This window comes from Pseudomonas putida, assembly GCF_025905425.1.
Taxonomy (GTDB): domain Bacteria; phylum Pseudomonadota; class Gammaproteobacteria; order Pseudomonadales; family Pseudomonadaceae; genus Aquipseudomonas; species Aquipseudomonas putida_AF.
On record NZ_CP109603.1, the window covers coordinates 2483607 to 2496023 of the forward strand.

General features: G+C 61.2%; 11 protein-coding genes and 1 pseudogene. 1 reads left to right on the forward strand and 11 read right to left on the reverse strand.

Going from position 1 to position 12417, the window contains the following annotated elements:
- Positions 1-9 precede the first annotated feature (9 nt).
- The 9 genes and pseudogenes from benC to OGV19_RS11175 form a co-directional block, all read right to left on the reverse strand.
- Positions 10-1020 (reverse strand): benzoate 1,2-dioxygenase electron transfer component BenC, encoded by a 1011-nt coding sequence (benC, locus tag OGV19_RS11135; RefSeq protein WP_264313405.1) that lies wholly within the window; start codon positions 1018-1020, stop codon positions 10-12.
- A gap of 70 nt (positions 1021-1090) precedes the next feature.
- Positions 1091-1576: a benzoate 1,2-dioxygenase small subunit gene (benB, locus tag OGV19_RS11140; RefSeq protein WP_264313406.1), complete on the reverse strand. Its 486-nt coding sequence runs from the start codon at positions 1574-1576 to the stop codon at positions 1091-1093.
- Entirely contained in the window at positions 1573-2931 is a 1359-nt protein-coding gene (gene benA, locus OGV19_RS11145; protein WP_264313407.1) for a benzoate 1,2-dioxygenase large subunit, read from the reverse strand. The genes benB and benA overlap by 4 nt, the downstream gene beginning before the upstream one ends.
- A 503-nt stretch (positions 2932-3434) precedes the next feature.
- Positions 3435-3695, reverse strand: a pseudogene (locus OGV19_RS11150) (RHS repeat-associated core domain-containing protein); the annotation flags it as partial.
- A gap of 131 nt (positions 3696-3826) precedes the next feature.
- Positions 3827-4783, reverse strand: a complete 957-nt coding sequence (benR, locus tag OGV19_RS11155; protein WP_264313408.1) for a benABC operon transcriptional activator BenR — start codon at positions 4781-4783, stop codon at positions 3827-3829.
- Between the two features lie 369 nt (positions 4784-5152).
- Complete coding sequence (locus OGV19_RS11160; protein ID WP_264313409.1) at positions 5153-6208, reverse strand: GlxA family transcriptional regulator; 1056 nt, start codon at positions 6206-6208, stop codon at positions 5153-5155.
- Between the two features lie 139 nt (positions 6209-6347).
- Positions 6348-7376 carry a glycine betaine/L-proline ABC transporter substrate-binding protein ProX gene (proX, locus tag OGV19_RS11165; protein WP_264313410.1) on the reverse strand — a complete coding sequence of 343 codons (1029 nt, stop codon included), beginning with the start codon at positions 7374-7376 and terminating at the stop codon, positions 6348-6350.
- A gap of 57 nt (positions 7377-7433) precedes the next feature.
- Positions 7434-8387 (reverse strand): glycine betaine/L-proline ABC transporter permease ProW, encoded by a 954-nt coding sequence (gene proW, locus OGV19_RS11170; protein ID WP_264313411.1) that lies wholly within the window; start codon positions 8385-8387, stop codon positions 7434-7436.
- A 20-nt stretch (positions 8388-8407) separates the two neighbouring features.
- Complete coding sequence (locus tag OGV19_RS11175; RefSeq protein ID WP_319026060.1) at positions 8408-9286, reverse strand: quaternary amine ABC transporter ATP-binding protein; 879 nt, start codon at positions 9284-9286, stop codon at positions 8408-8410.
- Positions 9287-9700: 414 nt separating this feature from the next.
- Between OGV19_RS11175 and OGV19_RS11180 the strand changes: the two genes are divergently transcribed.
- Entirely contained in the window at positions 9701-10675 is a 975-nt protein-coding gene (locus tag OGV19_RS11180) for a LysR family transcriptional regulator (protein ID WP_264313412.1), read from the forward strand.
- Between the two features lie 7 nt (positions 10676-10682).
- Here OGV19_RS11180 and OGV19_RS11185 read toward each other — a convergent pair whose 3' ends face one another.
- On the reverse strand, positions 10683-11414 hold the full coding sequence (locus OGV19_RS11185; RefSeq protein WP_264313413.1) for a hypothetical protein: 732 nt from the start codon (positions 11412-11414) through the stop codon (positions 10683-10685).
- 88 nt (positions 11415-11502) lie between these two features.
- Entirely contained in the window at positions 11503-12294 is a 792-nt protein-coding gene (hisN, locus tag OGV19_RS11190; RefSeq protein WP_264313414.1) for a histidinol-phosphatase, read from the reverse strand.
- Positions 12295-12417: the final 123 nt, after the last annotated feature.

Consider the following 12417-nt stretch of genomic DNA (forward strand, 5'->3'; position numbering starts at 1 on the left):
CAAGGAAGCTCAGGCCGCGGCGGCGAACTTCTCGAAGTAGAAGTTGGCCGGTGTGATGCCCTGCTCACGCACGTACTGGCTCACCGCCTCAACCATCGGTGGCGGCCCGCACAGGTACACGTCCACGTCACCGTCATTGAGGTGGCGCGGCTCGATGTGCTGGGTGACGTAGCCTTTTTGCGGGTACTGGCTGTCCGGGTTGGCCACGCAGGCGCTGAAGGTGAAGTTGGCAATGCGTGCCGCCAAGGCCTGCAGGCGGTCCAGTTCGACCAGGTCGAAGTCGTTGGTCACCCCGTAGATCAGGTGCAACGGGTGTTCGCTGCCCTGCTCGGCGATTTTCTCCAGCATCGCGGTGAACGGCGCCAGCCCGGTGCCGCCGGCCAGCAACAGCAGAGGGCGCTGGATCGGGCGTAGGTAGAAGCTGCCCAGGGGCCCTGCAAGGCTCATGCTGTCACCGGCCTTGGCCAGGCTGGTCAGGAAGCTGCTCATCAACCCGCCCGGTACATTGCGGATCAGGAAGCTGACTTCACCGTCTTTTTGCAGCGAGCTGAATGAATAGGCGCGGCTTTGCTCGCTGCCGGGTACCTTGAGGTTGACGTATTGCCCCGGCAAGAACGCCAGCCGGCTCAACGCCTCGCCTTTGATCGACAAGGCAATGGTGCTCGCCGACAACTGGCGCACGTCGCTGATGGCAGCCTCGAAACTGGCCTGCTCGGTCTTGCACAGTTGCGAAGAGGCTGGGATGCGTACCACGCAATCGGATTCAGCACGCATCTGGCAGGTCAGCACGTAACCTTCGGCGATTTCGTCCTCGCTGAGGGCATCTTCGATGAAGTTGTCGCCCAGGTCGTAACGCCCGGACTCGGCCTTGCACTTGCAGGTACCGCAGGCGCCGTCGCGGCAGTCCAGCGGGATGTTGATGCCCTGGCGGTAGGCGGCGTCGGCCACGGTCTCATGGCCAGTGGCCTCGATGAAGCGGGTTACCCCGTCCTCGAAATTCAGTGCGATCTGGAAGCTCATGTTGCACCTCGCGGGCGAGCGTTGCCGCAGCGCGCCATGGGGCGCGCCGAGCGGCTCGCGTTAACTCGGATCAGATGTGGTAGATGTCGATGACCTGACGCACGTAGTCATTCTTCAGCACCACCTTCTTGGCCTTGATCAACGGCTGCTCGCCGCGTAGGTCAAGGGTGTAGAAGCTGCTGCCGAAGTAGCTGTCGGTGGTCTTGTAGCGAAAGCTCAAGGTGTGCCAGTTGAAGCGCACCTGGCAGTAGCCTTCGCCCTGCTCGACGATCTCGATGTTGCTGATGTTGTGCGAGGTGCGGGTATCCGGCACGGTCGCACTGGAGCGCTCGGTCTTGATGCGGAACACTCGGTCCTCAAGGCCGCCACGGTTGCCGTACCAGATCAGCGAGATTTCGCTTTGTGGGTCTTCGGTGAGGCGGTCGTCATCGTCCCAGGACGGCATCCAGAAGCTCGCGTCGGCCGCGTACAGCTCCAGCCACTGGTCCCATTGGGCGTCGTCCAAATAACGCGCTTCGCGGCAGAGGAAGTCGCGCACGGTTTGGTAAAGGCTCATTGCACGGCCTCCACGGGGATCAGCTGCTGTTCATCCTTGAGCGCCTGGATCATGGTGTCCTGCCAGTACTTGTGTTGCAGCACGAACAGGCCTTCGTCCTCGGTGCGCACGCCTGACAGCAGTGGCTTGAGCTCGATTTCCTGGGCTGCCTCGTCGGCGCCTTCGACCCAGTGGGCAGCGCCTCGGGACATGTCGTTCCAGCCGGTGCCGCCGCCGTAGCCCGTCTGGCACGAGCGGAACTCTTCCAGGTCGTCCGGGGTAGCCATGCCGCTGACGTTGAAGAAGTCCTCGTACTGGCGAATGCGCTTGGCGCGGGCGTCGGCGCTCTCACCTTTTGGGGCGATGCAGTAGATGGTGATTTCGGTCTTGTTCACCGAAATCGGCCGGGCAATGCGGATTTGCGAACTGAACTGGTCCATCAGGTACACGTTCGGGTACAGGCACAGGTTGCGCGAGTTCTCGATCATCCAGTCGGCGCGTGCCTGGCCAAAGTCGGCGGCCAGTTGGTCACGTCGCTCGAATGCCGGACGGTCTTCGGGGTTGGCCCAGCGCGTCCAGAGCAGCAGGTGGCCATGGTCGAAGGAATAGAAGCCCCCGCCCTGCTTGGCCCAGGCGCCTGCGCTCATGGTCTTGATCTCGTCACCTGAGTCGCGCTGTTTGCGCTGGTTCTGGGTAGCGGCGTAGTTCCAGTGCACCGAGCTTACGTGATAGCCGTCGGCGCCGTTCTCGGCGGTGAGCTTCCAGTTGCCTTCGTAGATGTACGAACTGGCGCCGCGCAGCACTTCCAGGCCTTCAGGCGACTGATCGACGATCATGTCGATGATCTTGGCCGATTCGCCCAGGTGTTCCACCAGCGGTTTGACATCGGCATTCAGGCTGCCAAACAGAAAGCCCCGGTACGACTCGAAGCGTGCGACCTTGGTCAGGTCGTGGGAGCCGTCGCAGTTGAAGCTGTCGGGGTAGCCGGCGTTGCTCGGGTCTTTGACCTTGAGCAGTTTGCCGCTGTTGTTGAAGGTCCAGCCATGGAACGGGCAGGTGTAGCTGGCACGGTTACCGCGCTTGTGCCGGCACAGCATGGCGCCGCGGTGGCTGCAGGCGTTGAGGAAGGCATTGAGCACCCCGTCCTTGTTGCGCGCGATGAAGATCGGCTGGCGCCCCATGGTCAGGGAGAGGAAGTCGTTTTTCTCGGGGATCTGGCTTTCGTGGGCCAGGTAGATCCAGTTGCCCTCGAAGATGTGTTTCATCTCCAGGTCGAACAGCCGTGGGTCGGTGAACATCTCGCGCTTGCAGCGGTAGATGCCTTGTTCACGGTCGTCCTCGAGCATGGCATTGAGGTAGTCGAATCCCAGGGACATGGCCAGGGTCTCCATTGTTATTGTTCAGACCATGTCAGGTTAGGGATTCGACGGGTGGGGGACTATCCGGATTGTGCAGAGTGCTATCCAGTTTTTATGCGGACGTGCTTTCCGTCCTCGGCAAGCTTCCAGTGCACTTTTGTCGCTTTTTCTGCCTCTGCGGGCAAGTTGGCGGAAATTTTATTCATGAGTGCAGTGGTATTTTTCAGAACTGCCCTATCAGTTGAATCTAAAGCTTGGAAGTTTCTATGCAGGTTCAAATTGAACACTTCCACCAGGTTGTGTTCCTGCTGAGACCAGTTGTCAGCCTGGGATAACCGCTCCATTTCGTCCCCCATACCGTTCGCCGTAAAGCGACCTGAGTGCTCAAAGTCGTTCACGCGACGTTGCTGAACGAGCTTTCCGTGTTCTTGCAGCCTGGAATTCATGAGTTCATTGAAATGACGTTGAGCAGTAGATGCAGGGACATTGAAAGGTTTTGGTGCCTGTCTGCGTTGTGCTGGCCGATTAAATATTGATTTAAGCATGTGCCCACTGGGGTCTACGTTGTTAACGGGATCCCCAGCACAGTAGGCGTAACAATTTAATCCTCCTGCACCCATCGGGCTCAAGCTGTCAGGGCTGAGGAACCTCATCAGCACGGGATTGAACGCACGGTATCCATTCCCCAGCAAGTAATGCCCTGTGGCAGGCTCTTTTCTCTGCCCGCTGAAGCGCAGCACTGATGAGCTTTGCTCGCATCCATCATGCCCATAAACGGTGTACTGCAGTGAACAACAGGAAATTTGCGACGTCGACATGGTTCCCGCCTCTTACCCGAATATAGAGCAAATGGTGGGCGGTGCATGAAATGCAAACAACTGGCAAAATTATCAGGTGGCCATGCGAGCGCGCCTCATCCCCGACGTTTGAACGTCTGCGAAGGCAGCTCGCCAAACTGCTGCCGGTATACCTCGGAAAAGCGCCCCAGATGCAGAAAGCCATAATCCAGGGCCAGCTCCGTCACGCTACGCACGCCACATGTAGGATCACTCAAACACGCCTGCACCCGCTCCAGCTTGCGTTGCCGTACATAATGCTTAGGCGTTGTCCCCAGGTGCCGATCAAACAACGCGTACAGCGACCGCAAGCTCATGCAGGCCTGCTCCGCCAGCACCTCGGCTGAAAGCTCAAGTTTCAAGTTGCGCTCGATGTAATCCAGAATCCGCTCCAGGCTCGCCGCCGGTGCACTCAAATTTTCGCGCCGAATGTTGGTGCTCATCAACGTCAGCAGCTTGCTCGCGACAATCTGGCTGTAATGCCCCTGCACCCGTGGCAACGACTCATTCACCTCGGCCTCATGGCACACCATGGCCAACAGGTTCACGAACCCGTCCAGCTCCTCTAATCGGTAGTGGTTACGCAAGAACCGCACGCCGCCGTCGGGCCGATGCCAGCGTTGCTCGTCACAGATCGAATCGAGCAGCCGCGTCGGCACCTTGAGAATGAATTTCTCGCAGTCTTCCGAGTAGGTCAGGTCAACCGGGTCGTCCGGGTTGATCAACAGCAGCTCGCCCGGCACCAGGTGATGCTCGCGCTGGGGCCCGCGCCACAGGCAATTGCCATTAAGCAACACTTGCAGGTGATAGATGGTTTCCAGCGCTGGCGAGGTGACGCGCACGCTGCCGCCGTAGCTGATGCGGCATAGGTCAAGTTCGGCGAACTTGCGGTGGCTGAGGCTGGCCTGGGGGTGTGTGGTGCGCGACAAACCGATGCAATGCTGGCCCACGTGCTGGTTCACATAGTCGGACACAGCATAAGGGTCGGCATGATGAAACACGCTACTGCGCTCGCTCAGCAGGCGGCTTTCCATAGGCAAGGCACTCGGTTTCGTTATTGTTCTGGGCGCCGCTTCCTACGGGCCATATGGCCTGTGGTTGCGGTCGATCACGGTCATTCTATCGGGCTGAACACTGGGAACTTGGGGCAGGCGACAGCCGGTGCAGAGGCACACACTAAGCAAAAAGGCGGGGGTTGGGCAATGCGACGATTGGAATGGCTGGGCGGACAGCGGACAAGTCTTGGATACTGACCGTTCGTTTATCGAACATAATTATCTGTTTCGCGGTATTGGCCTCTTCGCGGGCAAGCCCGCCCCAGGTAAAACGCAGGCCTTGAGCGCTGTGCCGTACCTGTGGGAGCGGGCTTGCCCGCGAAGAGGCCGGCCCAGCTACAGTCAATTTCAATGCACCGCCACCTCCTGCCACCCTGCCCACCCCTGGCTCCTCGCACGAAACTGGCGCGGCGCAATGGCGAACAGCTCACGAAAACGCCGGTAGAAATGCGGAAAACTCACGAACCCACTGGCCACCGCCACTTCGGTCAGCGACTTGCTGGTGTGTTGCAGTAGCTGACGGGCATGGGTCAAGCGCAATTCCAGGTAGTAGCGCGGCGGTGTCGCCTGCACATGGCGGCGGAACAACCGCTCCAGGTGTCGACGCGACAACCCCGCATGATCAGCGATTTCGTCGATGCCAATCGGGTCTTCGATGTTCGCATGCATCAGCTCAAGGGCCAAAAGCACCCCCTTGGGCAGGCTTGGGTCGATTTGCGTGGCACTGGCCGGGGCATCACTCATCAGCCGCGCGCGGTCGCACGCCAGCATCTGCTCCACCGCCCGGCGTAACGCTGGGCCGCCGCTGTGTTCGAGCAACGCCAGCATCATGTCCAAGGCACTACTGGCCCCTGCGCAACTCAGGCGTCGACCATCCAGCACATGGGCTTGGCGGCTGACACGTACCTTGGGGAACAGCTCGCTCATCATCGCGCGGCCATCGGGGTGGAAGGCGCAGTCGTGATCATTGAGCAGGCCCGCCTCGGCCAGGAAATAGGCGCCGTTCCATAAACCACCGAGTTGGCAGCCATGCTGGTCAGCCTGACGCAGCTTGGCGCGCAGCAGCGGTGCGTTTTCCAGGCGCACCCTGAACCCACCGCATACCAACAGGGTGTCCAGCACCTGCACATCGAGCTCGGCCAGTGGCGTGTTGACCGGCAAGGCGATGCCCAAGTCACTCATGACCTGTGTTCCATCACCCACCACCTGTATATGGAACAGCGGCGTGGCGCTCATCAGGTTGGCGGTGACCAGGGTGTCCATGGCAGCAGTGAAGGCCATCATGGAGAAGTGCTCGCGCAGCACGAAGGCAACGCGTTGGCACGGGATCGACGGCGCGGTACGGCCTGCGGGTTCCAAGTGGGCTAGGTTGGCGTTCTTGAGAGTGCTTTCGAAGTGGCTCATGGCTTTAACTCACTGCGGGAATCGCGTTGGCTTCTTCGCGAGCAAGCTCGCTCCTACAGGGGGAAGCGCGTAAGCCAGAGCTGCACGATCCCTGTGTGAGTGGGCTTGCCCGCGAAGAAGCCCCCATCGATAGACCAAGTTACTTGCTGGCCTGGGTCGCCGCGGCGCGGGACGCCTGCAGCCACTCATCGAACTGCTGGCGGTGCGCCGCGACCCACTCCTTGGCGTGGCGGGTGATGTCGGCAGGCTTTTTCTCACCCTGCTGCATCTTGAGGTTCTGCGCGCTCTCGTCCGCCGTGGTGATCTGCATCAGCGACAAGAACTTGGTGGCCGCCGGGTTTTCCTGGGCAAACTCCTTGTTCAGCACCGCCTCGACCTTGTCGACTGCAAAGCCCAGGTTCTTGCCCTTGTACATCGTGTCGACGTTGTTGTTGCCATCCGGCAAGTCGGTCTTCGGCACTTCCAGCCAGACCACGTCCTTGTCCTCGACCAGCACAGTGGCGATCCACTGTGGCACCCAGGTGAAGTACAGGATCGGCTTGCCTTCCTTGTAGCGGGTGATGGTGTCGGCCATCAGCGCGAAGTACGAGCCCTGGTCGACGTGCACGCTGTCGTCCAGGTCATAGGCTTTAATGTGGTGCGAGATGATCAGCTCGCAGCCCCAGCCGGGGTTGCAGCCGGTGAGGTTGGCCTTGCCGTCGCCGTCGGTGTCGAACAGCTTGGCGATCTCGGGTTTTTTCAGGTCGGTGATGTACTTGATGTGGTACTGCTCGGCGGTCTTCTTGTCGATCAGGTAGCCCTGCAACACACCGGGCATGATGTCGCCGGCCTTGACCATCACGTCATTGCCACCGGCCTGCTGGTAGAACTTGTCATGCAGCTTGTCCCACAGGTGCACGGTGAAGTCGGCATCACCGTTGGCCAGGGCCACCATCATCACGCCGTACTCGGTTTCCTTTGGCTCCTGGACCTTGTAGCCCAGCTCGCGCAGGCCTTCCATGGCGACTTCGCCACGGAAACGCTCTTCGGCGATGGAGGGGAAGATCGGCGTCACCTTCACGCCCTCGCCCGGCTTGTCGGCCGAGGCGTTGGCGCACAGCGAGGCGATCACCAGGGCCAGGGCGCTGGCGCCTTGCAGGATGCTGCGGGAGAACTTGGATTCCAACATCGTCGCGTACCTTTTTCTGGTTTTTATGTCATGTGCGGCAGTACGAATGTGTTTGTGTCAGGCGGTCTTGCGCCGCCCTTGTGGCTGCGCCGCGCCAAACAGGCGCAGTACAACGCCCACGGGCCCGGTGTGGTACCAGCGCAGGCTCGGGTCGGCGCTGGTGCGCGCGCCCATGGCCTGGGTCAGGCGGTCGAGGAAGATCGCCAGCAGCACCAGCCCCACCCCGCCGACCGTGGCCAGGCCCATGTCCAGCCGGCCGATGCCGCGCAGCACCATCTGGCCCAGGCCACCCACCGAGATCATCGAGGCGATCACCACCATCGACAGCGACAGCATCAGCGTCTGGTTGAGCCCGGCCATGATGGTCGAGGTGGCCAGCGGCAGTTGCACACGGGTCAGCATCTGCCGCGGCGTGCAGCCAAAGGCGCGCGCCGCTTCGATCTTGTCTTCCGGCACCTGGCGGATCCCCAGGTTGGTCAGGCGCACCAGCGGCGGCAGGGCAAACACGATGGTCACCAGCACGCCCGGCACGTTGCCGATGCCGAACAGCATCACCACCGGCACCAGGTAGACAAACGCCGGCAGCGTCTGCATCGCGTCGAGCACCGGGCGGATGATGCTTTCCAGGCGGTTGCTGCGGGCGCAGACGATGCCCAGCGGGATGCCGATCACCGCGCAGAAGAACACTGAGGTGAGCACCAGCGCCAGGGTGGTCATCGACTCCGACCACACGCCGATCAAGCCCAGCAGGGTCAGGGTGACGAAGCACAGCAGCGCCATGCGCTTGCCCGCCAGCTGCCAGCCAAGCAACGAAGACAGCAGGATGCCGATGGTCGGTGGAATGCTCTGCAGGGTGAACTCGATGCCGTTGAGCACCTGGTCGATCGGCCAGCGGATGGCGCGGAACACCTCGCGGAAGTTATGCACGAGGAAGTTGAGCGTCGCGGTGACCCAGTCGCCCAGGGGGATGGTGGCCGCCTGGAACGGGTCAAGCAGACTGAATTCGGACATGGGGCAAACCTCGCGTGGGTTCAGTGGCGGCTCAGGGACTGCAAGGGCGCGCTGGTGGCCAGGCTGGAACACTGGCAGCGGCTGTTGAAGGTCTTGAAGAACGCGCGCACGTAGTCGTTGGCCGGCTGGTTGATCAGCTCTTGCGGGGTGCCGATCTGCACCACCCGGCCGCCCTCCATGATCGCAATGCGATGGCCGATGCGGATGGCTTCCTCGATGTCGTGGGAAATGAAAATGATGGTGCGCTGCTGTTCGGCCTGCAGGCGCATCAGTTCGCCCTGCATTTCGTTGCGGATCAGCGGGTCGAGGGCCGAGAAGGCTTCGTCCATCAAGAGGATGGTTGGGTCGTTGGCCAGCGCCCGGGCCAGGCCCACGCGCTGCTGCATGCCACCGGACAGCTGGTGCGGGTAGCTGTGCTCGTGGCCGGCCAGGCCAACCTGGCTCAACGCCTCGCGGGCACGGCTATGGCGCTCGGCTTCGGCGACGCCGGCGATTTCCAGGCCGAAGGCGGTGTTCTGCAGCACGCTCATGTGCGGCATCAGGGCAAAGGACTGGAATACCATGCCCATTTCCTTGCGGCGCACATCGAGCAGGGCTTTATCGGACAGGCCGGTGATTTCGCGGCCGTTGAGGTGGATGCTGCCGGAGGTGGGCTCGATCAGGCGGTTGAACAGCCGCACCATGGTCGATTTGCCCGAGCCCGACAGGCCCATGATGACGAAAATCTCGCCACGTTTGACGGAAAAGCTTGCATCGAACACGCCGACGACGTGGCCGGTCTTGCTGAAGATTTCGTTCTTGTCGGCGCCCTTGCGGAGCATCTCCATGGCCATGTTCGGGTTGGGGCCGAACACTTTGAAGATGTTGTTTACCGAAAGAATCTCATCGGCCTGGCTCATACGACCTCTTTATTATGCTTATTAACCAACCTATCAACTTCGCACTTTGAGTAAGGCGGGTAGATCAGTGCGAGTACGCTTGGCAGTCCGTTCAAAATCGAACGTGAGTCAACACCGGCACGCAGAAAGTCCTGCTTCAAAAAATTATTCGACATCGATGTCTCAATGTCGCGCCGTGGGTTTACGTTAGGCCTTGGCCCTAGGTGGGTCCAACGACATTTGCAGAGCGCTAATCATTACCTGAAGTTATCAATCACGGTCTGAGGCCTGCCGCAGAGCCTGCCAATACCGCATGCCCGCGCAGGCGTAGCCTTGTGCTGCGAAGAGAGCGACTCATACACTAGCGATGGGGTACCTGTACGGGCCCTTTCGCAGCACAAGGCTGCTTCTACAAAGGATCTGAACCCTACCGACATGGTCAGACACTCCGAACCCGATCAGACCCTGATCAAGATGCCCTCGCTGCGCGCGGTCAAGGTCTTCGTCGCGGCCGCCAAATACCAGAATTTCACCCGGGCAGCCGAAGCGCTGTGCGTGACCCAGGCAGCGGTAAGCCGCCAGATCCGTGAGCTGGAAACCTACCTGGGTGCCGAACTGTTTACCCGGGTGGGCCGTGCGGTAGAGCTGACCGTGGCCGGTTCGATCTTCTTCGATGCGGTGCAGTTATCATTCGTCAACATCTCCCAGGCGGCCGAGCGAATCCGCAGCAACATCAACCCCAAACACGTGGTTACCCTGTGCTGCTCACCGGCGTTTGCCGCGTTGTGGTTGGGGCCACGGATGCCGAAGTTCTTCGACGAAAACCCGGACATCGACATCAACCTGGTCACCACCCAGAACTTTTTGTCGATGGAGCCTGGGGTACGGCCGGACATCTACATCACCAAGCTGGGCAAGATCCAGGCCGGCTACAGCTGCCACCCGCTCAACCATGATGTGGTCTACCCGGTATGCAGCCCGCACTACCTGGCGCAGCACCCAGAGCTGGCCACCCTGGCAGGGATTCGCGATGGCTCGTTGCTCAACCTCAGCCCGTATGGCCGCTCTCAGGTGGCCGAGCACGTGGACTGGAACGTCTGGCTGGCGTTCCATGATATCGACCTCAAGAGCCGCTCCAGCACCGCACCGCATTTCTTCAATGCCAATGACTACAACCTGCTGGTGCAGCTGGCCCTGAGCAGCCAGGGCGTGGCGTTGGGCTGGCACCACCTGGTGGGCCCGCTCGTTGCCCAAGGGTTGCTGGTGCGGCCAGTCGAGGCGCAATTGGTGCTCAAGGACACCTTCCACTTCCTGGCGTTCAACGAAGACAAGGAACATGACGCCAGCTGCCGGCGCTTGCGTGACTGGCTACTGGCGGAATTTCAACCGTTGCTGGAGGCTGCCACCTAACGCCGGGTCACTGCACCGGCAAGAAATTCATCAGCAACAGGCTCTGCGCATAGTTGAGCCCGATCCGCCGATAGCGCTCATCCAGCAACTCTGCCAACAAATCCAGCCGCGCCACGATCTTGCCGAACTCCACCGCGAAGCTCAGGTTGCTGCCCTCCTCGGAAATCTCGTTGGAGAACAGCAACAACACGCCGTTGGCGTCCTGCCGCTGGCTGAGCATCCAGGTGGCCTTTTCGATATTGCGCGCGGCGTTGTTGACGAACAGCGGGTCGATGGTGTCCGTCATGTAGAAGTCAGTGCGCCCGCCATGGGCAGTGATCAGCATGCTGCCGATGGCGTAGATGAACGCGCCGACCCGGTCCCCGCGAAACTCGGGGCTCAGGGCATAACTCAAGGCAGCAAGGTCGCGCCGATTGCCCAACTGCGCCAAGGGTTGACGCTGTTCGATGGCAATCCGGATCTGCCGCTCGGCCGTGGCGGCATCGACGTAGCCCGAAGCCTTCCACTGGTTCGGGTTGCGCAGGTACAGCTTGTTCATCAGCAGGTACAGGCTTTGCAGGTTGTCGCGCATCGACAGCGTCGCCAGGCGGTCGACACTGGTCTGGAACAGCTCGCTGGGCTTGCCGTTGCCGAACTGGCTGACAATGTCACGGCCCTGCTCCTGGGTGCAGGCGCACAGGCACGTCAAAGCGCCTGCCAGCAGCAGGCCGGGGAGGATTCTGGAAGAACTTGCAACCATCGGCACCGGGTCGATATTCGGCGGCCGCACCGGGGATCAGTGCGACCTGGCCAAGCATAGAGCCCGGAAAACCGAAAAAGTGCGATGGTCACATGGCGTGGCGCAACATCTCCACCACCTGCGCATGCAACACCGGGTCACCACAGGCCACCACACACCCGCCATGTTGCGCCGAGCTGCCATCCCAGGCCGTGATCACACCACCCGCGCCTTCGATGATCGGCATCAATGCCTGCACGTCATAAGGCTGCAGGCTCGCCTCCACGATCACATCGACAAAGCCCGAGGCCAACATGCAGTACGCATAACAGTCACCGCCATACCGCATCAGCCGCGCCTGGCCGGCAACCGCCTCGAATGCTGCCTTGCGCTCAGCGGTGTCGAACATGTCCGGCGTGGTGCACATCAGCGTGGCCGAGGCCAGGTCGGCGCAGGCGCGGGTCTTCAGTGGCGTGCCACTGCGCCATGCGCCTTCTGGGGTGCCGACAAAGCGTTCGCCGGTAAAGGGCTGGTTCATCACCCCCACAACCGGACGTGCGCCATCGTTCAGGGCAATCAGCGTGCCCCACAGCGGCAGGCCGGTGATGAAGGCGCGGGTGCCGTCGATCGGGTCCAGCACCCACGTCAGCGGGCTGGTGCCCACCGCCACGCCCTGCTCTTCACCGAGAATACCGTGCTCGGGATAGCGCGCCTGGATCAGCTCGCGCATGGCATCTTCGGCCGCTTTGTCGGCCACCGTCACCGGGTCGTACAAGCGCCCGCCCTTGTCCTCGACATCCAGGCTGGCGCGAAAATACGGCTTGATCGCCACCGCAGCGGCATCGGCCAGCCGCTCGGCAAAGGCGCGAAATTCGCCGATCTGTTCAGCACTCAGGGACATGGAGCAGGCCTCTTGAAAATGGTCGGGCCAGCATCATACCCGACAACCCGAAGCCGCGCCCAAGGGGGCGTACGTGGGTCTAAACTGAACAGGGCCAGATCACCAGGCATGCACCGGGGGGCT